The organism is Streptomyces lydicus, from assembly GCF_004125265.1.
Taxonomy (GTDB): Bacteria; Actinomycetota; Actinomycetes; order Streptomycetales; family Streptomycetaceae; genus Streptomyces; species Streptomyces lydicus_C.
Genome location: NZ_RDTE01000003.1, coordinates 3574464 through 3596661, shown reverse-complemented (window position 1 = coordinate 3596661; position 22198 = coordinate 3574464). Strand labels below are relative to the sequence as shown.

At 72.3% G+C, this 22198-nt stretch carries 20 protein-coding genes; 11 read left to right on the top strand and 9 right to left on the bottom strand.

From position 1 onward, the window contains the following. Positions 1–67: 67 nt before the first annotated feature. Positions 68–340 (bottom strand): DUF2530 domain-containing protein, encoded by a 273-nt coding sequence (locus tag D9V36_RS18050; protein WP_129294696.1) that lies wholly within the window; start codon positions 338–340, stop codon positions 68–70. Positions 341–615: 275 nt separating this feature from the next. Between D9V36_RS18050 and D9V36_RS18045 the strand changes: the two genes are divergently transcribed. Next, positions 616–2088 (top strand): NCS2 family permease, encoded by a 1473-nt coding sequence (locus D9V36_RS18045; RefSeq protein WP_129294695.1) that lies wholly within the window; start codon positions 616–618, stop codon positions 2086–2088. Here D9V36_RS18045 and D9V36_RS18040 read toward each other — a convergent pair. Beyond that, positions 2081–2284 carry a hypothetical protein gene (locus D9V36_RS18040; protein ID WP_129294694.1) on the bottom strand — a complete coding sequence of 68 codons (204 nt, stop codon included), beginning with the start codon at positions 2282–2284 and terminating at the stop codon, positions 2081–2083. The genes D9V36_RS18045 and D9V36_RS18040 overlap by 8 nt on opposite strands. Before the next feature lie 130 nt (positions 2285–2414). Between D9V36_RS18040 and D9V36_RS18035 the strand changes: the two genes are divergently transcribed. From D9V36_RS18035 to thpR, 3 genes are all read left to right on the top strand, one after another. Continuing rightward, entirely contained in the window at positions 2415–2879 is a 465-nt protein-coding gene (locus D9V36_RS18035; RefSeq protein ID WP_129294693.1) for a MarR family winged helix-turn-helix transcriptional regulator, read from the top strand. Between the two features lie 24 nt (positions 2880–2903). Beyond that, on the top strand, positions 2904–4400 hold the full coding sequence (locus D9V36_RS18030; protein ID WP_241720919.1) for an MFS transporter: 1497 nt from the start codon (positions 2904–2906) through the stop codon (positions 4398–4400). Between the two features lie 88 nt (positions 4401–4488). Next, entirely contained in the window at positions 4489–5058 is a 570-nt protein-coding gene (gene thpR / locus D9V36_RS18025) for an RNA 2',3'-cyclic phosphodiesterase (RefSeq protein ID WP_129294692.1), read from the top strand. A 476-nt stretch (positions 5059–5534) separates the two neighbouring features. Here thpR and D9V36_RS18015 read toward each other — a convergent pair whose 3' ends face one another. Together D9V36_RS18015 and D9V36_RS18010 are read right to left on the bottom strand one after the other, a co-directional pair. Then, positions 5535–6533 (bottom strand): aldo/keto reductase, encoded by a 999-nt coding sequence (locus D9V36_RS18015; RefSeq protein WP_129294690.1) that lies wholly within the window; start codon positions 6531–6533, stop codon positions 5535–5537. A 112-nt stretch (positions 6534–6645) separates the two neighbouring features. After that, on the bottom strand, positions 6646–7896 hold the full coding sequence (locus D9V36_RS18010; RefSeq protein ID WP_129294689.1) for an MFS transporter: 1251 nt from the start codon (positions 7894–7896) through the stop codon (positions 6646–6648). Between the two features lie 75 nt (positions 7897–7971). Between D9V36_RS18010 and D9V36_RS18005 the strand changes: the two genes are divergently transcribed. Further along, positions 7972–8550, top strand: coding sequence for a TetR/AcrR family transcriptional regulator (locus D9V36_RS18005; protein WP_129294688.1), 579 nt, complete (start codon positions 7972–7974; stop codon positions 8548–8550). A 98-nt stretch (positions 8551–8648) separates the two neighbouring features. Here the strand turns inward: D9V36_RS18005 and D9V36_RS18000 are convergent, their stop codons facing one another. Beyond that, positions 8649–9332: a GDSL-type esterase/lipase family protein gene (locus D9V36_RS18000; protein WP_129298499.1), complete on the bottom strand. Its 684-nt coding sequence runs from the start codon at positions 9330–9332 to the stop codon at positions 8649–8651. A gap of 167 nt (positions 9333–9499) precedes the next feature. Between D9V36_RS18000 and D9V36_RS17995 the strand changes: the two genes are divergently transcribed. Together D9V36_RS17995 and D9V36_RS17990 are read left to right on the top strand one after the other, a co-directional pair. Next, positions 9500–10495: a hypothetical protein gene (locus tag D9V36_RS17995; protein WP_129294687.1), complete on the top strand. Its 996-nt coding sequence runs from the start codon at positions 9500–9502 to the stop codon at positions 10493–10495. 199 nt (positions 10496–10694) lie between these two features. Further along, positions 10695–11339, top strand: coding sequence for a dihydrofolate reductase family protein (locus tag D9V36_RS17990; RefSeq protein ID WP_129294686.1), 645 nt, complete (start codon positions 10695–10697; stop codon positions 11337–11339). 82 nt (positions 11340–11421) lie between these two features. Here D9V36_RS17990 and D9V36_RS17985 read toward each other — a convergent pair whose 3' ends face one another. Continuing rightward, positions 11422–11853, bottom strand: a complete 432-nt coding sequence (locus D9V36_RS17985) for a PPOX class F420-dependent oxidoreductase (RefSeq protein ID WP_129294685.1) — start codon at positions 11851–11853, stop codon at positions 11422–11424. 37 nt (positions 11854–11890) lie between these two features. After that, the gene (locus D9V36_RS17980) at positions 11891–12661 is read right to left on the bottom strand and encodes a TetR/AcrR family transcriptional regulator (protein WP_129294684.1); all 771 of its coding nucleotides are present in this window, start codon (positions 12659–12661) and stop codon (positions 11891–11893) included. A 95-nt stretch (positions 12662–12756) separates the two neighbouring features. Here D9V36_RS17980 and D9V36_RS17975 point away from each other — a divergent pair, with 95 nt between their 5' ends. Both D9V36_RS17975 and D9V36_RS17970 read left to right on the top strand, forming a co-directional pair. Further along, positions 12757–13857, top strand: a complete 1101-nt coding sequence (locus D9V36_RS17975; protein WP_241720918.1) for an ATP-binding cassette domain-containing protein — start codon at positions 12757–12759, stop codon at positions 13855–13857. After that, positions 13854–14726: an ABC transporter permease gene (locus D9V36_RS17970; RefSeq protein ID WP_129294683.1), complete on the top strand. Its 873-nt coding sequence runs from the start codon at positions 13854–13856 to the stop codon at positions 14724–14726. The genes D9V36_RS17975 and D9V36_RS17970 overlap by 4 nt, the downstream gene beginning before the upstream one ends. Positions 14727–14849: 123 nt before the next feature. Here D9V36_RS17970 and serC read toward each other — a convergent pair whose 3' ends face one another. Continuing rightward, positions 14850–15968 carry a phosphoserine transaminase gene (serC, locus tag D9V36_RS17965; RefSeq protein WP_129294682.1) on the bottom strand — a complete coding sequence of 373 codons (1119 nt, stop codon included), beginning with the start codon at positions 15966–15968 and terminating at the stop codon, positions 14850–14852. 184 nt (positions 15969–16152) lie between these two features. Further along, entirely contained in the window at positions 16153–17259 is a 1107-nt protein-coding gene (locus tag D9V36_RS17960) for a helix-turn-helix transcriptional regulator (RefSeq protein WP_129294681.1), read from the bottom strand. Positions 17260–17313: 54 nt separating this feature from the next. On the opposite strand from D9V36_RS17960, the gene D9V36_RS17955 reads away from it, so the two are divergent. Together D9V36_RS17955 and D9V36_RS17950 are read left to right on the top strand one after the other, a co-directional pair. Beyond that, positions 17314–18906: an FAD-binding oxidoreductase gene (locus D9V36_RS17955; protein WP_129294680.1), complete on the top strand. Its 1593-nt coding sequence runs from the start codon at positions 17314–17316 to the stop codon at positions 18904–18906. Positions 18907–19062: 156 nt separating this feature from the next. Continuing rightward, positions 19063–22011, top strand: a complete 2949-nt coding sequence (locus D9V36_RS17950; RefSeq protein ID WP_129294679.1) for an FAD-binding and (Fe-S)-binding domain-containing protein — start codon at positions 19063–19065, stop codon at positions 22009–22011. Positions 22012–22198 lie beyond the last annotated feature (187 nt).

Below are 22198 nucleotides of genomic sequence, written 5' to 3'. Positions count from 1 at the left end.
CCCTCGACGTTACGGGCGGAACGGGCACTTCACCCGCCGGCTCGGGCGAGGCGGCGGGGGCGGGCGCTCAGTGCTGGTCGGCGGGCTGCCCGGCCGTCGCGGCGGAGCGCTTGATCGCGGCGTCCCGGGCCCGTACGTACCAGATGCCGATCAGTCCGAGGCCGCCGCCGGCCAGGCAGGTCCACACCCACCAGCTGTGGCCGTGGTCGGCGAACCAGCCGTAGAAGGGGAGCTGGCCGAGGAAGAGCACGAACCAGATGATGGTGCCGCCGGTGATCGTGCCGACGACGGGGCCCTCAAGAGGCGCCGGGGCCTCGCGCAGTTCGGACTTCTTCCACATGGTGGCCAGCTTACGGGGACGGGGTGCGGGGGCCGCGGGCGGCGGTGGGAAGGGTCCGGAACCCGGTGGGGTGACCTGTCTGGACCTTGCGCCACAAGGGTCTACGCGCGGAGATGGTGATCAGTGGCTTGTTTATTCATACTGAACCTTTCTGGATACGGCTGGTTCGGCTCGTCTCTTCATCCAACCTGATCCGGTTGTCTCCCGTTTCTGTTATGTGTCCCGGGCCCCCGGGCCCCCACGCCTGCCCAGGCCCGTCCGACTGAGGTCCCCGCATGCCCCCCTCGGCCACCACGCCGGTCGACCCGCTCAAGAGCCCAGGTCCGAAGCCCCCCAAGAACGGCCTGGACCGCTTCTTCAAGATCTCCGAGCGGGGGTCGACGGTCGGCCGTGAGCTCCGCGGCGGCCTGGCGACGTTCTTCGCGATGGCCTACATCATCGTGCTGAATCCGATCATTCTCGGCTCCGGAGTCGACAAGTTCGGCCATCATCTCGACAACGCCCAGCTGGTCACCGCCACCGCGCTGATGGCCGGTCTGAGCACGGTGCTGATGGGCGTCGTCGGCAATGTCCCGATCGCCATCGCCGCGGGCCTGGGCATCAACGCCGTGGTGTCCCTGCAGCTCGCCCCCAAGATGAGCTGGCCGGACGCGATGGGCATGGTCGTGCTCGCCGGTCTGGTGCTGATGATCCTGGTCGCCTCGGGTCTGCGGCAGCGGGTGATGGACGCGATCCCCAACGGGCTGCGACGGGCCATCGCCATCGGCATCGGCCTGTTCATCTCGCTGATCGGCCTGGTCGACGCCGGCTTCGTGACGCGTAACCCGGATGCCGCGCACACCACCGTGCCGATGGGCCTGGGGCAGGGCGGACAGCTCAAGGGCTGGCCGGTGCTGGTCTTCGTCCTCGGCCTGGTGCTGATGTTCGTGCTGGTCGTGCGGAAGGTCAGGGGCGCGATCCTGATCGGCATGGTCAGCATGGCCGTGGTCGCGATCGTCATCAACGCGCTGGTGCAGATCCCGGACGCGTCCTGGGGCCTGGCGGTCCCGAACGTGCCGGACAAGATCATCGGCAGTCCGGACTTCGGCCTGATCGGTCAGATCAGTCTCTTCGGCGGCTTCAAGGAAGTCGGTGTGCTGACCGGCTGCCTGTTCGTCTTCACCGTGCTGCTGTCCGGCTTCTTCGACGCGATGGGCACCATCATCGGCGTCGGCGAGGAGGCCGGCCTGCTGGACAACGAGACCGGCCAGCTGCCGAACATGGGCCGGATCCTCATGGTCGACGGCATCGCGGTCGCGGGCGGCGGTTTCGGCTCCGCCTCCGCCAACACCTGCTTCGTGGAGTCCACGGCCGGTGTCGGCGAGGGCGCCCGCACCGGTCTCGCGAACCTGATGACCGGTGGCCTCTTCCTGCTCGCGCTGGTCTTCACGCCGCTGGCGACCGTCGTCCCCGCACAGGCCGCCACGCCCGCCCTGCTGGTCGTCGGCTTCCTGATCATGGCCTCGAACGTCCGGGACATCGACTGGGGCGACTTCACCATCGGCATTCCCGCGTTCCTGACGATGGTCTCGATGCCGTTCACCTACAGCATCACCAACGGCATCGGCATCGGCGTGCTGGCCTTCATCCTGCTGCGCTCGGCGACCGGCCGCTTCAAGGAGATCCCCTGGCTGCTGAACGTGGTCGGGCTCTGCTTCCTGATCTACTTCCTGCTCGACCCGATCGAGCAGGCGCTCGGCGTCAAGTAGCGGGCCGGCGCACCCCCAGCGCCTCCCTCAGCTTCTTCGTCTCGTCGAGAGACGACTGGAAGCGCTCGTCGAAATCCTCGCGGATGAGCGTCCGGACCACATAGTCCTGGACGCTCATTCCGCGTTTTGCGGCGTGCTGCCGTATCCGGTCCAGCAGCTCCCCGTCCACGCGCAGGCTGAGCACTTGCGATCCCATGCGGAAACGGTCCCGTCCGTACGCGGTCAGGTGCGTCGCTTTCGGCCGCGTCCTCACCCGTATGGGTGAAGTCCGACGGGCAGCACCCTCTGGCTTTCCTTAGAAAGGGTAATGAGTTATGCTAAAGACCATGCCGGAACTGTCCCGCCCCCAGCCTGACGGCCGGGAGGCACCCCCAGACGACGCGGCCGCGGTGAACGCCCTGCGGTCCGCCGTGATGCGCCTGTCGCGCCGCCTCAAGCACCAGCGGGTCGACGAATCGCTGAGCCCCACCGAGATGTCGGTGCTCGGCACCCTGTTCCGCTGCGGCAGCGCCACCCCCGGTGAGCTGGCCCGCAAGGAGCATGTGCAGCCGCCGTCGATGACCCGCATCGTGGCCATGCTGGAGGCCAAGGGACTGGTCCGGCTCGAAGCCCACCCCGACGACCGCCGCCAGAAGGTCGTCACGCAGACCGAGCAGGCCGAGGCGATGCTGGAGGAGAGCCGCCGCAAGCGCAACGCCTGGCTCGCCGAGCTGGCCTCCGGGCTGGACGCGGACGAGTGGGCGAAGGTGCGGGCCGCCGCGCCCGTGCTGGAGAAGCTCGCACAGCTGTAGACCCCGAGGCCGAGGAGGCGAACGTTGAGTACGGGATCCGGAGCACACTCCGCCCCCGCACCGAACTCCCCACACGACACGGTTTCCGACGACGCGACCGCGACCCCGCAGGGCCCCGCCCCTGACGTCGCCACCGGCCCCGCCGCCACACCGCGCAAGGGCACGTTCAGCTCACTCCGCATCCGTAACTACCGCCTCTTCGCCACCGGCCAGGTGGTGTCCAACACGGGCACCTGGATGCAGCGCATCGCCCAGGACTGGCTGGTGCTCAGCCTCACCGGCTCGTCCGGCGCGGTCGGTATCACCACCGCGCTGCAGTTCCTGCCGATGCTGCTCTTCGGGCTCTACGGCGGCGTCATCGCCGACCGCTTCGCCAAGCGCACGCTGCTCCTGTTCACCCAGTCCGCCATGGGCCTGACCGGCCTCGCCCTCGCCGCGCTCACGCTGAGCGGCCAGGTGCAGGTCTGGCACGTCTACCTGGTCGCCTTCGTCCTCGGCCTGGTCACCGTCGTCGACAACCCCTCCCGGCAGGCCTTCGTCTCCGAGATGGTCGGCCAGGACGAGCTGCGCAACGCCGTCAGCCTCAACTCCGCCAACTTCCAGTCCGCGCGGCTGATCGGGCCGGCCGTCGCCGGTGTCCTGATCACCGCCTTCGGCAGCGGCTGGGCCTTCCTGCTCAACGGCCTCTCGTTCATCGCCCCGCTCACCGGGCTCCTGATGATGCGGACCTCCGAACTCCACAAGGTCGACCGGGTCCCGCGCAGCAAGGGCCAGCTGCGGGAGGGGCTGCGGTATGTGTCGGGGCGTCCCGACCTGCTCTGGCCCATCGTCCTGGTCGGCTTCATCGGGACCTTCGGCTTCAACTTCCCGATCTGGCTGACCGCGTTCGACTACCACGTCTACCACCAGGGCGCCGGTACCTACTCGCTGTTCAACGGGCTGATGGCGGCGGGCTCGCTGATCGGCGCACTGCTCGCCGCCCGCCGCGCCGGCTCCCGGATGCGGCTGCTGGTCGGCGCGGCGGTCCTCTTCGGCGCCCTGGAGATCGCCGCCGCGCTCGCCCCGACGTTCTGGGTCTTCGCGGCGCTCCTCGCCCCGATCGGCATGGTCGGCCTGACGGTGAACGTCACCGCCAATTCGAGCATCCAGATGGCCACCGATCCGCTGATGCGCGGCCGGGTGATGAGCCTGTTCATGATGGTCTTCGTGGGCGGCACCCCGCTGGGCGCACCCGTGGTCGGCTGGATCACCGACGCCTTCGGCGCCCGGATCGGCTTCCTGGCCGGCGGCCTGGTCTCCATGGTCTCCGCGGCCGTCATCGGCCTGATCCTCGCCAGGGTGGGCGGCCTGCGCCTGAAGATCGATCTGCGCCGGGGGCATCGGCACGTCGCGTTCGTTCCGCGGGTTTCTGCCGCCACCGCCACCGCCACCGCCACCGCCACCGCCACCGCCAGTGCCAGTGCCAGTGCCAGTGCCAGTGCCTCGGCCTCGGCGGAGCGGAGCATGGCTCCGGCGGCGTAGGGGTGGGGCGGTGACGTAGGGCGGGGGTGCGGCGCGCTTCCGGGCCGCGATCTGCCGGACGGCGCGAGCCCTGCGCCACACTGACCGCATGAGACTCTTCGCCGCCGTCCTGCCGCCTGCTCCCGCGATCGAGGAACTGGCTGCCGAGGTAGCGCAGTTGAAGAAGCTGCCGGCCGCCGACCGGCTGCGGTGGCCGGGCCCGGACAGCTGGCACTTCACCCTTGCCTTCTACGGCGAGGTGCCCGAGGAGATCGTCCCCGGCCTGCGAGAACGCCTGGGCCGCGCGGCCGGCCGCCGCGATCCCTACCCTCTGCGGATCGCCGGCGGCGGCCGCTTCTCGGACCGGGTGGTGTGGGCCGGGGCCGACGGCGACCGGCCCGCCATGCGCACGCTCGCGGGCGCGGCGTCGGCAGCGGGCCGCCGGGCGGGCGTGGCCATGGAGGAAGAGCACCGCCCGTACACCCCCCACCTCACCCTCGCCCGCAACCGCGTCCCCGGTCTGGACCTGCGCCCGTACGCGGCCGCCCTGAAGGATTTCGCCGGTGCCCCCTGGACGGTCGACGCCCTGGCCCTGGTGCGCAGCCATCCGCCCGTCCCCGGGGCGGCGGGCACCCAGCCCCGTTACGAGACGGTGGGGTCCTGGCCGCTGGGCCACTGATCGGCCACCGGGCACCGAAGGGGATCGCCGGGCCGCTGAACGGCCGCCGGTCGTCGAGCTGCCGTCGTACCGCTGTGCGGCTGTCGCGCCACCGGGCGGCAGTCGTGCCGCTGTCCGGTTGCCGCGCCAGCGAGCTGTCGCCGGGCCGCTGAACGGCCGCCCCGCCACCAAGCGGCTGCCGTGCCGCTGTCCGGCTGCCGTGCTACCGAGCGGCCGCCGTGCTGCTGCCCTGCCCGCCCGGCCCCCGAGGCCGGCCGGGCAGCCCCGGGCCGCCGAAACCTGCTGACCGGTCCCGGTTACGCTCAAGGGGTGGACCCCAAAACCCGTAACCGGATCATGTCCGGCCTGCTTGCCGTCCTGCTCATCGTCGTAGCCGTGGCGGCGGCGCTGCACTGACCGCTGCCGTGGCCGCTGCCGCGCGCCCGGCGGCCGGTCCGACCGGCTGCCGGGCACGCGGCCCGCTCACCAGGTGAAGATCACCAGGCGAAGGCCTCCGGGCTCGGGCCGGGCCCGGGGAAGATCTCGTCGAGCGAGGCGAGAAGATCGTCCGGGAGGGACAGTTCGACGGCGCGCAGCGCGGAGGCGAGCTGGTCCGTCGTGCGGGGGCCGACGATCGGCCCGGTGACGCCGGGACGCGTCAGGAGCCAGGCCAGCGCGACCTCGCCGGGCTCCAGACCGTGCTTGCCGAGCAGGTCCTCGTAGGACTCGATCCGGGCCCGGATCGTGGAGTTGGCGAGGGCATCGGCCGAGCGGCCGACGCCCGAGCGGCCCGCGCCGCCCTCGCGCTCCTTGCGCAGGGCCCCGCCCAGCAGCCCGCCGTGCAGCGGGGACCACGGGATGACGCCCAGGCCGTAGCCCCGGGCGGCCGGGATGACTTCCATCTCGGCGCGCCGCTCGGCGAGGTTGTAGAGGCACTGCTCGCTGACCAGGCCCAGCGAACCGCGCCGGGCGGCCGCCTCGTTGGCCCGGGCGATGTGCCAGCCCGCGTGGTTGGACGAGCCGGCGTAGAGGACCTTGCCCTGCTGGACGAGGACGTCGATGGCCTGCCAGATCTCGTCCCAGGGGGTGTCCCGGTCGACGTGGTGGAACTGGTAGAGGTCGATGTAGTCGGTGCCCAGCCGCTTGAGGCTGGCCTCCACCGAGCGCCGGATGTTGACCGCGGAGAGCTTGTCGTGGTTGGGCCAGACCTTGTCGCCCTCCACCCCCATGTTGGCGTAGACCTTGGTGCCCAGCACGGTCTTGTCCCGCCGGCCGCCGCCCTTGGCGAACCAACTGCCGACGATCTCCTCGGTACGGCCCTTGTCGGCGCCGAATCCGTAGACATTGGCGGTGTCGAAGAAGTTGACGCCCGCGCCCTGCGCCGCGTCCATGATGGTGTGACTGGCGGCCTCGTCCGTCTGAGGCCCGAAGTTCATCGTCCCGAGGACGAGTCGGCTGACCTTGAGTCCGGTGCGTCCGAGCTGCGTGTACTTCATGGTGGTCCAGCCAACGCCTTGGAGTGCGCTCGACGCAAGGACCGCGCGGGGAAGTCCGCGGCGCGGCGGGCGCGGCAGGCATGACCCGTTGACCGTACGTCCCCTGCCGTGGTCAGGCGGGAGAGGTTCCCGCCTCGGAGGTACCGGCCTCGGAAGTTTCCGTCTCGGAGGGGCCGTCCGAGGGCCGGCGTCCGGCCGTGGCGAAGAGCAGGAGCGCGGCCGGTGCGCAGCAGGCCGCCGCCACCGGCAGTGCGCCGGTGCCGTGCGAGGCGAGCAGCCGGCCACCGAGCGCGCCGCCCAGCGAGGCCCCGGCGTACACGGCGCTACTGGTGAGCGCGAGCGCCTGCGGTCCGTGTTCGGGGCCGGCCAGCGCCAGCACCCGGGTCTGTACGGCGGGCGGCACCGCCCAGGCCGCTGCGGCCCAGATGACCAGCAGTGGGGCGACGAAGCCGAGCGGGGCCGGCCGTAGCGCCCCGCACAGCGCGAGCCCGGCTGTCGCAGCGGCGAAGACCGCCGCCGCCGTCGCGAAGGCGGCCCCGGCGCCCCAGCGGTCCACCAGCGTGCCGCCCGCCCGGGCGCCCGAGATGCCGGCGACGCCGGTGAGCACCAGCAGCCAGCCGAGCGTGGTGGCGGTGATGCCGCAGAGGTCGTACAGAAAGGGCGCGAGATAGGTCTGCAGCAGCAGGTTTCCCAGGACGGCGACGACCGCGGCGAGCAGGGTGACCAGGACGGCAGGCCGGCTCAGCGGGCGGAGGCGTGCGGTGAGCGAGGCGGCGGGGACGGGCGGCAGCGGGGGAAGGGTGACGCGGAGGAGGAGCAGCGCGGCGAGCCCGAGCACCCCGCCGAGGGCGAAGGTGGCCCGCCAGCCCAGAGCCGCACCGGTCCAGGTGCCGGCCGGGACGCCGATCACCACCGCGCCGGTCAGCCCGGCCATGACGGTGGCCAGGCTGCGGCCCCGGCGCTCCGGCGGGGCGAGCTGGGCGGTCACGGCGAGGACGGCGGGCAGGGCCACGGCTGCGGCCAGCGCGGCCAGTACGCGCAGTGCCATCAGCGCGGCATACGAACTCGTCGGCAGTACCGCGAAGTTGGCGACGCAGAAGAGTGCCAGGGCCGTGGTCAGAAGGCGGCGCCGGGGGAGCCGCGCGGTGCCGACGGCGGCGATCGGGGCGGCCACGGCGCAGACGACGGAGAAGACGGTGACGAGCTGCCCGGCCGCGGCCTGGCTGACCGTCAGCCCGCGGGCGAGGGCGGGCAGTACGCCGGTGATCACGAAGTCATCGGTCTGGAGGGCGAACGCGCACAGGGTGAGGGCGCAGAGCCAGGGGGCGGGAAGGCGTCGCCGCGGCGCGGGAGTGGCGGACATGCCGTTAACGTAACATTCGTTTCCCTAATTAAGGTGGGTCGCCCGAAGACCCCCGCACCGCTAGGAGTCCGACCGATGGCCAGGCCCCGCGACCCGCACCGTCGTACCGAAATCCTGGACGCGGTCATCGACCACTTGGCCGAGACCGGGATCGCGGGCCTCTCGCTCCGCCCGCTGGCCCAGGCGCTGGGGCACAGCACTCGGGTGATCACCCACCACTTCGCGGACAAGGACGATCTGCTCACCGCCGTGCTGGAGCGGCTGGACGAGATCCAGCACGGGCAACTGCGGGCCACCGAGGGCTGGGACGACACCTCGCGCGGTATCGGCGCGATCGTGCGGGATTCCTGGCGGCGCCATCTGGAGCCCGGGAACATCGGGGCGACCCGGCTCATCCATGAGATCGAGGGGCTGGCGGCGGCCGGCCGGCTCGGCGGCCGGGTCCCGAAGTTCCTCGCGGACCGCGCCGCATTCGTGGCCGGGGCTCTGCAGGCCCGCGGCCTCGCCCCCGACGTGGCGCGGGTGCACGCCACCTTCCTCAACAGCGCCTACGCGGGCCTGCAGACCGACTTCCTGGTCACCGGCGACCGCGCGCGCACGGAGGCGGCACTGGCGGAGCTGTGCGCACTGGCCGACTCGTGGACGCGTCCGTAGGGGCACCTCCCCGGCACACCGCCCCGCCTTGCTCAGCGGGAGGACAGCGCACCGCCCGCAACTCTCAGCGGGAGGACAGCACACCGCCCGCGCAACCCTCAGCGCGAGGACAGCACCCCGTACGCCGCCCCGACGCCCCATGCCTGATGCATCGCCCCGGCGAACGCCCCCGCGAGCAGTCGCTCCCCCGACTCCGACGGATGCGTCCCGTCGTAGGTGGCGCGGTCGATCTCCCAGCCGTCCGGTTCGGAGGCCAGCAGCAACGGCGAGGCGGGGGTGGAGAGATCGGCGACGGCCTTGGCCAGCAGTTCGTTGAAGCGCTCGCACTGCGCGCCGAACGGGGGGTCCTCCACCGCCCGCACATTGGGTATCACCGGCATCAGCACCGCCCGCAGGTGCGGCGCCGCCGTCCGGGCCCGGGCCATGAACTCCCGCACGTTCTGGGCGGTCTGCTCGGCGTTGGTGTAGAAGCCGAGGTCGATCAGGCCGAGCGAGACCAGCAGGGTGTCGGCTTCGTAGCGGCGCACCATGTCACCGATCAGCGGCGCCATGTGCAGCCAACCCTCGCCCCAGCCGGCGAGGTGGCGGCGGGCCTCCTCGGGGAAGCCGGGGTCGGCGTAGGCGGTGGAGGTGGGGGCGCCCGTGGCCGGGTCGTGAAGCGTGTGGCGTGGTCCGACGATGGCGTACGGGCCGTCGAACGTCGCGTTCAGGTGCTGCCACATCCGGTAGCGCCACGTGAAATCGCCGGTGCTCCCAATGGTCATCGAGTCACCGACGAACATGATCCTCATCCGGCCATGATGGCCGAGACCCCCTACTGCTCGGTACGTGACGCTGGACACGCCCGGCCCGCGGTGCGGTGAGGGGAGGGCCGACGCGGTGCGGCCGACGGGGCGGAGGCCGGTGGCTTGCGCCCACGTCCGGTGGCCGGGGATGGCAGTCTGTGCCCATGCGTTCGCTTCTGTGCGCGGCCGGTGCCGCGGGAATCCTGTGGTCGGCGGCCGTGGTGCCCGCCGCCGCCGACGAGCCCGACGGCTTCACCATCGGCGATCCCCGGATCACCGAGTCCAGCGGCCTGGCCGCCAGCCGGGCGCACCCCGGGATCTACTGGACCCACAACGACAGCGACGACGGCCCCTACGTCTACGCGGTCGACGGCCGCTCCGGCCGTACGGTCGCCCGGATCACGCTGCGCGGCATCGGCAAGCCGCGTGATGTCGAGGCCATTTCGACCGGCCCGGACGGCAACATCTACCTCGGCGATATCGGCGACAACCTCGGCGGCAGCTGGGATCACGTCTGGATCTACCGCTTTCCCGAACCGAAGAAGCTGCGCGACGCGACGGTGACGGCGACCCAGTTCGATGTGAAGTACGCCGACGGGCCACGGGACGCCGAAGCGCTGATGGTGCACCCCAAGACCGGCCGGGTCTACATCGCCAGCAAGAAGCAGGACGGCGGCGGCGCCCTCTACGCGGGCCCGCAGCGGCTCACCACCTCCGGCACCAACGTCTTCCGCAAGGCCGCGCCGGTCGATCTGTGGGTGACCGACGGTGCGTTCTCCCCCGACGGCACCCGTCTGGTGCTGCGCAGCTACTTCGGCGCCCGGATCTTCCGCTGGCAGGACGGCCGCCCGAAGGACCTCGGCAGTGTGGGCGTACCGATCCAGCAGCAGGGCGAATCGGTCACCTTCACCCCCGACGGCCGCACCCTGATGTACGGCTCGGAGGGCAACGACAGCGAGGTCAAGCCGGTCGGCCTGAGCGACGCTCAGCTGCCGGACTCGGTGAAGGACGACCCGTCGAACGGCGACGGCGCAGGCGGCCAGGCCGGCAAGGGCAGTCAGGGGACGGACCTGGACCCCGGCTTCATCAAGGGAGCGGTGATCCTCGCGGTGGCCACGGCACTGGTCGTCTGGGTGCGCAGGCTGCTGCGGCGGCGGTAGGGCGGGTCTTTGCCACAGCCGTGGCGATGAGTTCGCCCGGCTCCGACAGTCCCGCCGGCCGGCCCCGACAGTCTCCTCGGCTCCGACAGTCTCCCCGGCCCCGACGTCGTCCGCGACACCGCCGTCACCCCGACACTGACTCGCCCCCGATACCGATACCGATACCGACATCGGTATCGACAACGGCAGGAGGAAACGCGTGGCTCAGCTGCTGAGAGTCCAGAACTTCAATGTCTCGCGTGATGGGTTCGGTGCCGGTGAGCACCAGAGCTTGGAGAGACCGTTCGGCCATGCGGACCCCGGGGAGCTTTTCGCCTGGGCCGGCGCCACGGCGAGCTGGCCCATGCGCACCGACCCCGGAGGCAGCCGCGGCCTCGACGACTACTTCACGCGGGACTACGCACGCAACATCGGCGCCGAGATCATGGGCCGTAACAAGTTCGGGCCCTATCGCGGCCCCTGGAGCGACCATGAGTGGAACGGCTGGTGGGGTGACGAGCCCCCGTTCCACACCCCGGTGTTCGTCATGACCCACCACGAGCGTCCTCCGCTCACGCTCTCCGACACCACGTTCCACTTCGTCGGCGGCGACCCGGCCACGGTCCTCGAGCAGGCGCGGGAGGCCGCGCAGGGCGAGGACGTCCGACTCGGTGGCGGGGCCACGACCATCCGGGAGTTCCTTGACGCCGGCCTCGTGGACACCCTGCATGTGGCCGTCTCGCAGAGGGAGCTCGGATCCGGGACACGGCTCTGGGAGTCGCCCGATGAACTGCTCGACCGGTTCCACCTCGACGTCGTGCCCAGCCCGAGCGGCGTGACGCATCACCTGTTCTGGCGAAGGTGACACACGGGCCCACCCGGGATGCCTGAGCGGTCGCCGCGACCGCCTCAGTGGGACCCGGCCGCGCCCGGTTCCCTGACCCGCTCTACTCCCCGGCCCTACCCTGATCCCCGGGCCCGCCTTCGACCAGCCGCAGCTCGTAATGCAGCGTCCGCTCCCTCTTCAGCCGGTGCAGCAGCGGTACGAACAGCCCGTGGATCAGGGGGTACTTCCGGGTCAGCGAGCGCTCGGCCCGCCGGTACTCCCGGGTCTGCGGGTCCAGCAGCCGCACCCGCGCAGGAACGGTGGGCCCGGTGGGACGGCCCCGCCAGGTGGAGGCGCAGATCTCCACCTCGGGGAAGTTCCGCATCCGCTTGGCCTTCCAGGCGCTGCCGTACGTCCGCAGATAGGCGTGATCGCCGTCGACGGCGATGTTCATCGGCGTGCCGACACCGGTGCCGTCCCGCTTGTACGTGGTCAGCAGGATCGCCCCTTGCCGCTCGAAGGGGGCGAGGCCGGGGCTCGGGGGGTTCGTCATGGCTCCCATACAGGCACATTCGGCCCGTTTCGTCACTTCATGGTGCGTCCGTTCGGGCGGTGCGGGCGGCGATGAGTGCTTCGAATCCGTCCAGGAGTGCGGTCAGGCCCAGTTCGAAGACCGAGGGGCCGTCATCGGTGAAGGTGTCCTGGTCCAGGCCGGCGAGGGCGGGGTAGCGGCCGCTCAGCATCGCCTTGGACAGGACCGGCTCCTGCGCCTGCCAGAAGTCCGCGTTGCTGACGCCGGTCCGCTTCTCGGCGAGGGCGGAGTTGAGCTCGGTGCGGGCGGTGCCGATGACGAAGCCGCCGAAGGACACCATGACGTGCACCTTCTCGCGGTCGGTGAGACCGGTGCCGGCCAGGGCGCGCAGCGCGTACTCCATTGCGTCCAGGGCGCTGGGGCCGAGCAGCGGGCGGGCCTGGTCTACCTGGAGCAGCCAGGGGTGCCGTTGGTGCCGCCGCCAGTCGTCGCGGGCGAGGGCTTCGAGCGCGGGGCGCCAGCCTGCGGCGGGCTCGGGGTGGGCCTCGGTGTCGAAAGCGGAGACCTTGTCGAGCATCAGGTCGAGGAGTTCGGCCTTCCCCGGGACGTAGCGGTAGAGGGACATGGTGCCGACGCCGAGGTCGGTGGCGACCCGGCGCATGGACAGGGCGCCGAGCCCGTCGGCATCGGCGACCGCCACCGCCGTGGTGACGATGCGGTCGAGGGTGAGGCCCGGTTTGGGGCCGCGGCTGGGCCGGTCGCCGAGGCCCCAAAGCAGCTCCAGGCTGCGTGAGATATCGCCGCCGCCGCTGTGTTCTGTCGTCGTCATCGTGCGGTCATCCTATGCCGCCCGGCAAAAACTGGGTACGGCGTACGCGTAATCGGGTACGGTGTACCCAGTTTTCGACCGGAGGGGGTTCGACGATGACCGGCAGGATGGACGGGGCAGGGTGCGGAGCAGGGGGAGAGGCGGGGGCGGCGGCCGCCGCGCAGGCACCACCGTCGCCATCGCCACCGCCGGATGCGGCGGTTCTCGCGGAGGGCCTGGAGAAGCGGTACGGCGACAAGCGGGCTCTGGACGGCCTCGACCTCGCCGTCCACCGCGGCACGGTGCACGGCCTGCTCGGGCCGAACGGCGCGGGCAAGACCACCGTCGTGCGCATCCTGGCCACCCTGCTGCGGCCGGACGGCGGACGGGCGACGGTCGCCGGACACGAGGTGACGCGGTCGCCGCAGCGGGTGCGCGCCCGGATCGGACTGGCGGGCCAGGATGCCGCCGTGGACGGCATCCTGACCGGCCGCCAGAACCTGGAGATGTTCGGCAGGCTCTTCCACCTGGGCGCCCGCCGGGCGCGGGCGCGCGCGACGGAGCTGCTGGACCAGTTCGGGCTGGGCGACGCGGGCGAGAAATCCGCCCGCACCTACAGCGGCGGGATGCGCCGCCGCCTCGACCTCGCCGCGAGCCTGATCCTCGCACCCGAGGTGCTGTTCCTGGACGAGCCGACCACCGGCCTCGACCCGCGCGGCCGCAACGAGGTCTGGGAGGCCGTCCGCCGGCTCGCCGCGACCGGCACCACCGTGTTGCTGACCACCCAATACCTCGACGAGGCGGACCAGTTGGCCGACCGGATCTCCGTCATCGAACACGGGCGGACCATCGCCGACGGTACGCCCGCCGAGCTGAAGCGGCAGGTCGGCGGCGAACGCCTGCAGGTGGTGCTGCGCGAGCCGGCCGGCCTCCCGCACGCGGTGCGGGCCGTGGCCCGGGTCGCCGCGAACGGCGTACCGCCCACGACGGACGAGGCGGAGCGGCGGGTCGGCGCCCCGGTGACGGAAGGCGTCGCGGCACTGACCGAGGTCGCGCGCACCCTCCAGGACGAGGGCATCGGCGTCGAGGACATCGGGCTGCGCCGTCCGACGCTCGACGAGGTCTTTCTGCGCCTCACGGGGCGCGGCACGGCCACCGGTCGCGGTACGGCCACCGGTCGCAGTACGGCCGAGGCCGGGAAGGAGGCAGCCGCATGAGCGCCGACACCGTGCCACGGATCCCCTGCGACGACGGCCCCGCCCCCTGGAGGCCGGCCGGTGCGGACGACGGCCCCGCGCGCCGTCTCTACTGGGCCTTCGCCGACTGTCTGACCATCGTCCGCCGGGATCTGACCCATCTCGTCCGGCAGCCCGTGATCATCGCCTGGCAGCTGGGCTTCCCGATCGTCTCCGTGCTGCTCTTCGTCTATGTCTTCGGCAGCGCGATGAACGTCGGCGACGGGGTGGACTACCCGACGTTCGCGATGCCCGGCATCTTCGCGATGACGATCTCCTTCGGTTTCATGAACACCGCGGTGGCCATCGTCGTCGACCGGGACCACGGGGTCACCGACCGGTTCCGCTCCCTGCCGATGGCGACGTCCGCCGTGGTCAGCGGGCGCGGGGTCGCGGATGTGATCGGCGCGGCCGTCGACCTCGTGGTGCTGGCCGCCATCGCCGTGGTCGTCGGCTGGCGCTCCCACGGCAGCCCGGCTGCCACCCTCGCCGCCTTCGGTCTGCTGCTGCTCCTGCGCTTCGCCCTCACCTGGATCGGGGTCTATCTCGGACTCCTGGCGCCCAACCAGGAATCGGCCGGCGGCCTGTACGCCGTTGCCTTCCCCTTCGGCATGATCTCCAGCGTGTTCACCCCGCCGTCGATGATGCCGGACTGGCTGGGCACGATCGCCATGTGGAACCCGGTCTCCTCGACGGCCGGCGCCATCCGGGAGCTCTTCGGCAACCCGGCCACGAAGGGCGGCAGTTGGGTCGAACAGCATGCGGTGCTGATGGCGGTGCTCTGGCCGGTCGCCCTCACTGCGGTCTTCCTGCCGCTGGCGGTACGGCGCTTCCGGCGGCTGAGTCGCTGAGCTGCCGGGCGTGGACCGGACCCGGGCAGCGAACGGGCCCCGGCGGTTCGCCCGCCGGGGCCCGTGGTGGTGGTGGTGCTGGTGCTGGTGCTGGTGGTGCGTGGTCGTGGTGCCGTCAGCCGGTTACAGCTTGGCGATCACATGGTCGATGCAGGCCGTCAGGGCCTCGACGTCCGACGGGTCGATCGCCGGGAACATCGCGATCCGCAGCTGGTTGCGGCCGAGCTTGCGGTAGGGCTCGGTGTCGACGATGCCGTTGGCGCGCAGGGCCTTGGCGACGGCCGCGGCGTCGATGTTGTCGTCGAAGTCGATGGTGCCGATGACCTGCGAGCGCTTGGCCGAGTCGGTGACGAACGGGGTGGCGTACTTGGAGTCCTCGGCCCAGCCGTAGAGGGTGCGCGAGGAGGCGGCGGTGCGGCCGACCGCCCAGTCCAGGCCGCCCTGGCCGTTGATCCACTCCAGCTGCTCGTTGAGCAGGAAGAGGGTGGAGAGCGCAGGGGTGTTGTACGTCTGGTTCTTGAGGGAGTTGTCGATCGCGGTGGGCAGCGAGAAGAACTCCGGGATGTGGCGGCCGGACGCGTGGATGGCGCGGGCGCGCTCCAGGGCGGCGGGGGAGAAGGCCGCCAGCCACAGACCGCCGTCGGAGGCGAACGACTTCTGCGGGGCGAAGTAGTAGACGTCGGTCTCGGCGATGTCCACGGGCAGGCCGCCGGCGCCGGACGTGGCGTCGACCAGGACCAGCGCGCCCTCGTCGGCGCCCGCGACCCGCTTGATGGGGGCGGCGACACCGGTCGAGGTCTCGTTGTGGGTGAAGCCGTAGACGTCCACACCCGCTTCCGCCTGCGGGTCCGGGTGGCTGCCCGGGTCGGCGGAGAGGACGGTGGGCTCGTCCAGCCACGGCGCCAGCTTGGCTGCCTTGGCGAACTTCGAGGAGAACTCACCGAAGCTGAGGTGCTGGGACTTGCGCTCGATCAGGCCGTGCGTCGCGATGTCCCAGAACGCGGTGGAGCCGCCGTTGCCGAGCACGACCTCGTAGCCCTCGGGGAGCTGGAAGAGGTCGCGTACGCCGTCGCGCACCTTGCCGACCAGGTTCTTGACCGGGGCCTGGCGGTGGGACGTGCCGAGAAGGGAGCTACCGGTGGCGGCGAGGGCGCCGAGCGCCTCCGTACGCACCTTGGAGGGGCCCGCGCCGAAGCGTCCGTCGGCGGGCTTGATGTCAGCGGGGATCTGGATATCAGCCACGGGGGAAGCCTAATCCGTTGTGCTGCGGGGTTCGGCGGCACGTCCAGCGGATGAGATGCCGGGTGCTCGTACGGTGGACGGTTCGGGAGGGGATTCCGGAAGGGATCGCGGAGGGGATTCCGGAGGGGATTCCGGAGGGGATTCCGGAGGGGCGACGCGCTACCCGGTGGTGGGGCGCGGGGAGCTACCCGGTGGTGGGGCGCTCGGGTTGGTCGTCCGCGTAGACGGTGGTGAGGGCGGCCGCGGCGTCGGCCATCACCCGGCGGGCCTCGGGCGGGTCGAGCACTTCGAGGGAGTCGCCGAACTGGAGCAGTTGACGGACGGCGCTGATGACCGGGTAGGCCAGCTCGATGATTGCCCAGTCGTTTTCGGTGTTCCCGGTGGCGTCCTTCTCCTCGCCCTCCTCGTGGGTCCCGGTGTCGTCAGTCGCCCTGCCGGTACCGGAGTTCTCGCCGCTTCCGGAGTTCTCGCCGTTTCCGGAGTCCCCGGTGTCACCCGTACGGGGTGGTCCGGTCAGCGCCGCGCCAAGGATCCGTACGGCGAGGTCGAGGCGGTTGCGGCGGATCCGGGCGGTCACCCTGACGTCCGCGGGCCGGTCCTCGACCTGGCGCCGCAGCTGTTGCCAGACCCCGGCGAGCTCGACGCCCGCGCGGCGCCGTACGGGGGCGTCGGTGAGGGTTGCCGAGGCCACCCGGTCGGCGCGGAAGAGCTGTGGCCGGCCGCGCCGGTCCGCGACGAGGTACCAGGTGCCTGCCTTGGCGACCAACCCGTACGGGTCGACGGTGTACGTCCGCAGCCGGGTCTCGCCGCTGTGGCGGTAACGGATGCGCAGCCGCCGGTCGGTGAAGACGGCGGTGTGCAGCTCGTCCAGGTCGACGGCGGGGCGCGGGCCGCTCATCCACTTGTCGGGGTCGACCAGGATGCGGCTGCCGGCCAGCTCCGCGGCAGGACGGTGCGGGGCGGGCAGCGCCGCCATCACCTTGCGCAGCGCCGAGCCCAGCGCCTCGTCCAGGCCGAGGGCGGTGTGTGCGCCCTGCGCGGCCAGGATGAACAGGGCGCGCGCCTCGTCGGTGGTCATCCCCGTGACATCCGTACGGAAGCCGGGCAGCAGCGCGATCCCGCCGTGCCGACCGCGTTCGGCATAGACCGGCACCCCGGCCGTCGACAGCGACTCGATATCGCGGTAGACGGTCCGGGTGGAGACCTCCAGCCGCTCGGCGAGCTCCGCGGCCGGCACCCGGCCACGGGTCTGGAGGAGCAGCAGGATCGAGAGCAGCCGGTCCGATTTCACAGGCGACTTTATATATGACGGCGGGTGTCACGTTATCGCGGCAGGGTGCGCGGTATGGAGAACAACCACCTCGCACGGGCGCACCACGCCGACAACCCATACGGCCAGGCCGACACCAATGCCGGCACCTACGCATACGACCCCGCCGCCCTCCCCGCCCTCCCCGCCCTCCCCGCCCTCCCCGCCCTGGTCCGGGAGTGCCGGGGCCCCGTGCTCGTCCCCGGAGACGACGGCTACGACGCCGAACGGTCCGGGTTCCAGCGGGCGTACCGGCACCGGCCCGCCGTGATCGTCGGCGCGGAGTGCGCCGGGGACGTCGTCGCCGCGGTGCGCTTCGCCCGCGCGCAGGGCCTGCCGGTCGCCGTCCAGGCCACCGGGCACGGGCTGTCCTCGGCCACCGACGGCGGGCTGCTGATCAGTACCCGGCGGATGGCGGGGGTGCGGGTGGACGCGGCGGCCGGCACCGCGCGGGCCGAGGCGGGCGCCGTATGGGGACAGGTCGTCGAGGCCGCGGCCCCCTACGGGCTCGCGCCGCTCAACGGCTCCTCCCCGGGCGTGGGCGTCATCTCGTACACCCTCGGGGGCGGCATCGGGGTGCTGGCCCGTACGTATGGCTTCGCCGCCGATCACGTGCGGTCCGTCGCCCTCGTCACCGCCGACGCCCGGCTGCGGCACGTCACCGCGGAGACCGACCCCGGGTTGTTCCGGGCGCTGCTCGGCGGCGGCCACGGCCTGGGGGTGGTGACCGCGATGGAGTTCGGACTGGTGCCGGTGGCGCGGCTGTACGGCGGGCAGCTGGTGTTCGGCGAGGACCGGATCGACGCGGCGCTGGCGGCGTATCTGGACTGGACCGCGACCGTCCCTGACGAGCTGACCTCGTCGCTCGCGCTGATCGTGTACCCGGACCTCCCGCAGCTGCCCGAGGCGCTGCGCGGCCGCTACCTCTTGCACATCCGGATCGCCTCTACGGGGAGCGCCGCGGAGGGTGAGCGGCTGGTGGCGCCGCTGCGGGCGGTGGGGCCGCGGGTGAGCGACGACCTGCGCGAGATGCCGTACGCCGAGTCGCACACCATTCACCGCGACCCGAGTGATCCGCATGCCTACGACGGAGACAACGCACTGCTCAGCGGGCTGGACGCGGCCGCGCTGCAGCGGGTGGTGGGACTGACCGGGCCCGCCGCCCCGGTCATGTGCGTGGTCCAGCTCAACCACCTCGGGGGCGCGATGGCGAAGCCGGGCGGGCCAGATGGGGCGGCCGGTTCCGTCGGCCACCGGGACGCCCGGTTCGCCCTGCGGCTGCTGTCGCCGCTGATCGGACCGGAAGCGGGCGAGGGGCCGGGCGCCCCCGATATGCGGTGCTCCGACGGGCGGCCCGATGCCGCCGTCACGACCGTACGGGCGCTGCACGCCGAGGCGCTGGCGGCCGTCGCGCCCTGGCGGCTCGGCCGGAGCGTGAACTTCCTCTTCGGCGGGCACGGGGAGCGGCCGGATGCCGAAGAGGTGGCGCGCAGTGTGCACGACGCCGACGAGCACCGGCGGCTGGCCGGGCTCAAGGCCCGCCATGACCCGGAGAACGTCTTTCGCTTCCACCCGGGCGGGGCCGTTGGGGCGGGCCGGACGCCGGTCGCCGCTTCCCTTCCCGGCTGACGGCTGTTCCTCTCCGGCTGACGGTCGTTCCTTCCCGGCTGACGGCCGTCCCCTCCGGCTGAGGGCCACGACTCGCCCCGCCCCTGGCCGCGACTCGCCCCGACGATCGGCCCCGCCCACCGCCCATGAACCCGCCCCAGTGGGCAGGCTGGAGACATGGCTGATCGTACGGAGACGGAGAAGCGGAACCTGGAGAAGGAGTTGGCGGCCGCGGTGCGGGGGGAGGTCTCGTTCGCCGCGGCCGACCGGGCGCTGATGACGATGGACGCGTCCAACTACCGGCGGGTGCCCAGGGCGGTGGTCGCGCCCCGGGACGCCGAGGATGTCGCGGCGGCGCTGCGGGTGTGCCGGGAGCACGGGGTACCGGTGGTGCCGCGCGGCGGCGGGACCAGTATCGCCGGGCAGGCGACCGGCGTCGGCGTGGTGCTGGACTTCACCCGGCACATGCGGCGCATCGTGTCCCTGGACCCCGCCGCCCGCACCGCCGTCGTCCAGCCCGGCGTCATCCTGGACGACCTGCGGGCGGCGGCCGGAGCGCACGGACTGACCTTCGGCCCCGACCCCTCCACCCACAGCCGCTGCACCCTCGGCGGCATGATCGGCAACAACTCCTGCGGCTCGCACTCGGTGGCCTGGGGCACCACCGCCGACAGCGTCCGCGAACTGGAGCTGCTGACATATGGCGGCGAGCAGGTACGGGCCGGCCGCGGCACGGACCGCACCGGTGCCCCCACCGGACTCCCGCCGCGCCTGCGGGACGGCGTGAAAGCGCTGGTCGACGCCGAGTTGGCGCTGCTGCGCACCGGCTACCCCGACCTCCCGCGCCGGATCTCCGGCTACGCCCTGGACGCGCTGCTCCCGGAAGCGGGAACCGACCTCGCCCGTGCCCTCACCGGCAGCGAGGGCACCCTCGGGGTGCTGACCGAGGCGACCGTACGGCTCGTGGAGACCCCGGCCGCCCGTGCCCTGGCCGTCCTCGGCTACCCCGACGAGAGCGCCGCCGCCGAGGCCGCGCACACCCTCCTTCCGTACAAGCCGATGACCGTCGAGGGGATGGCTGCCGACCTGGTGGGCGACGCGGCCGGGCTGCCCAAGGGCGGCGCCTGGCTGTTCGTCGAGATGGGCGGCGCGAGCCCCGGCGCGGCGGCGGCCCGCGCCGAGGCACTGTGCCGGGCGGCGGCCTCGGACGGCGCCACCGACCACACCCTCGTCACCGACCCGGCCGGCCAGCGCGCCCTGTGGCGCATCCGCGAGGACGCCTCCGGCACCGCCACCCGGCTGACCGACGGCAGTGAGGCCTGGCCCGGCTGGGAGGACTGCGCCGTTCCCCCGGCACAGCTCGGCCCGTATCTGCGGGACTTCCGCGCCCTGCTCGCCCAGCACGGCCTGCGCGGCACCCCCTACGGCCACTTCGGCGACGGCTGCATCCACATCCGTATCGACTTCGATCTGCTCACCGACCCCGGCATCCGCCGCTTCCGGGAGTTCTCCCACGACCTGGGCGAGCTGGTCGTCGCGCACGGCGGCTCGCTCTCCGGCGAACACGGCGACGGCCAGGCCCGCGCCGAACTGCTCCCGAAGATGTACGGCTCCGAGCTCGTCGGCGTCTTCGAACGGTTCAAGTCGCTCTGGGACCCGGCCGCCGGGCTCAACCCCGGCATGCTGGTCCGTCCCGCCCGCCTCGACGAGAACCTGCGCTTCGAACTGCTGCCCAAGCGCCCGGTCCCGGTCGAGTTCGGCTACCCGCACGACCACGGGGACTTCTCCGCGGCCGTACGGCGCTGCGTCGGCGTCGCCAAGTGCCGTAACGCCACCACCGCCCCGGGCTCGACGGACGTGATGTGCCCGTCCTTCCGGGCTACCGGGGAGGAGCAGCACTCCACCCGCGGCCGGGCCCGGCTGCTGCACGAGATGCTGGCGGGCGAGGTGATCACGGACGGCTGGCAGTCGCCGGAGGTACGCGACGCCCTCGACCTGTGCCTGTCCTGCAAGGGCTGCCGCAGCGACTGCCCCGTAGGGGTCGACATGGCCACCTACAAGGCGGAGTTCCTGCACCACCACTACAAGGGCCGGCTGCGCCCCGCCGCCCACTACTCCATGGGCCGCCTCCCCCAGTGGCTGCGGGCCGCGGCCCCCGCCGCCCCTGTCCTCAACGCCCTCGCCCGTACACCGCTGGCCGCCGTCGCCAAACGCCTCGGCGGGATCGCACCCGAACGCCCGATCCCCCGGCTGGCCACGGAGACGTTCACCCGCTGGTGGTGGCGCCGGCGCAAGACGGCGGCCAACGCCGGGGCCCCGGCCGGCGGCCGCACGGTCATCCTGTGGCCCGACACCTTCACCAACCACCTCTCCCCGGAGGTCGGCCGCGCCGCCGTACGCGTCCTGGAGGCGGCCGGACTGCGCCCGCTCCTGCCGCCCACCGCCCCGCTGCGCCGGCCGGGCGGCGCCCTGCCCCAGCCCAGCCTGCCCCGCCTGCACCGCCCCCTGTGCTGCGGCCTGACCTATGTCTCCACCGGCCAGCTCGACCAGGCCCGCACCGTCATGCGCCGCACGGTCGAGACCCTGAGCCCCCTCCTCCGTGACGGCCGCCCCCTGGTCGTCCTCGAACCCAGCTGCGCCGCCGCCCTCCGCACGGACCTCCCGGAACTGCTGCCCGACGACCCCCGTGCCGCCCAACTGTCCCGCTCCGTGAAGACCTTCGCGCAGGCCCTGGAGGAGCTGGCCCCCGACTGGCAGCCCCCACGCATCGACCGCCCCGTAGCCGGCCAGACCCACTGCCACCAGCACGCGGTCCTCGGCGACGCCGCCGACCGCCGCCTGCGCGAGCGCGCGGGCCTCACCGGCCGGCTGACCGGCGGCTGCTGCGGCCTGGCCGGCAACTTCGGCTTCGAGCGCGGCCACTACGACGTCTCGGTGGCCTGCGCCGAGGACCAACTCCTGCCCGCCGTAAGGGAAGCCCCCGAGGGGACAGAGGTTCTTGCGGACGGATTCTCCTGCCGCACCCAACTCGATCAGCTGGGCGACCGGCCGGGACGTCATCTGGCAGAGGTGCTGGCGGAGGCTCTGGGCGAGGCGGTGTCGGGGGAGGAGGACGAGGGCACCTGAGGTGACGGTGAGACGCCGGAGTCGTCGGCACGACTTTGGTTGCTGTACGTCGCGACGAAGGGTGGTATCGGCGGCGGGAAGGGGTGCTTAACGTGGCTCCGTGACAGGTGTGGAAGGTATGGAGCGGGTGAGGCGCGCTCGCCAGGCGCCGGCGGCAAGGCTGCGTGGGGCGTTCCAGCGGCTGGCC

Excerpts from the sequence above, each read along its gene's own strand:
- D9V36_RS18050 (WP_129294696.1), bottom strand. The coding sequence starts at position 340 with ATGTGGAAGAAGTCCGAACTGCGCGAGGCCCCGGCGCCTCTTGAGGGC.
- D9V36_RS17985 (WP_129294685.1), bottom strand. The coding sequence starts at position 11,853 with ATGACGAACCCCCCGAGCCCCGGCCTCGCCCCCTTCGAGCGGCAAGGG.
- thpR (WP_129294692.1), top strand. The coding sequence starts at position 4,489 with ATGAGACTCTTCGCCGCCGTCCTGCCGCCTGCTCCCGCGATCGAGGAA.
- D9V36_RS18005 (WP_129294688.1), top strand. The coding sequence starts at position 7,972 with ATGGCCAGGCCCCGCGACCCGCACCGTCGTACCGAAATCCTGGACGCG.
- D9V36_RS17955 (WP_129294680.1), top strand. The coding sequence starts at position 17,314 with ATGGAGAACAACCACCTCGCACGGGCGCACCACGCCGACAACCCATAC.
- D9V36_RS17980 (WP_129294684.1), bottom strand. The coding sequence starts at position 12,661 with ATGACGACGACAGAACACAGCGGCGGCGGCGATATCTCACGCAGCCTG.
- D9V36_RS18015 (WP_129294690.1), bottom strand. The coding sequence starts at position 6,533 with ATGAAGTACACGCAGCTCGGACGCACCGGACTCAAGGTCAGCCGACTC.
- D9V36_RS18035 (WP_129294693.1), top strand. The coding sequence starts at position 2,415 with ATGCCGGAACTGTCCCGCCCCCAGCCTGACGGCCGGGAGGCACCCCCA.
- D9V36_RS17970 (WP_129294683.1), top strand. The coding sequence starts at position 13,854 with ATGAGCGCCGACACCGTGCCACGGATCCCCTGCGACGACGGCCCCGCC.
- D9V36_RS17950 (WP_129294679.1), top strand. The coding sequence starts at position 19,063 with ATGGCTGATCGTACGGAGACGGAGAAGCGGAACCTGGAGAAGGAGTTG.
- D9V36_RS18010 (WP_129294689.1), bottom strand. The coding sequence starts at position 7,896 with ATGTCCGCCACTCCCGCGCCGCGGCGACGCCTTCCCGCCCCCTGGCTC.
- D9V36_RS18040 (WP_129294694.1), bottom strand. The coding sequence starts at position 2,284 with ATGGGATCGCAAGTGCTCAGCCTGCGCGTGGACGGGGAGCTGCTGGAC.
- D9V36_RS17975 (WP_241720918.1), top strand. The coding sequence starts at position 12,757 with ATGACCGGCAGGATGGACGGGGCAGGGTGCGGAGCAGGGGGAGAGGCG.
- D9V36_RS17995 (WP_129294687.1), top strand. The coding sequence starts at position 9,500 with ATGCGTTCGCTTCTGTGCGCGGCCGGTGCCGCGGGAATCCTGTGGTCG.
- D9V36_RS18000 (WP_129298499.1), bottom strand. The coding sequence starts at position 9,332 with ATGTTCGTCGGTGACTCGATGACCATTGGGAGCACCGGCGATTTCACG.
- D9V36_RS18045 (WP_129294695.1), top strand. The coding sequence starts at position 616 with ATGCCCCCCTCGGCCACCACGCCGGTCGACCCGCTCAAGAGCCCAGGT.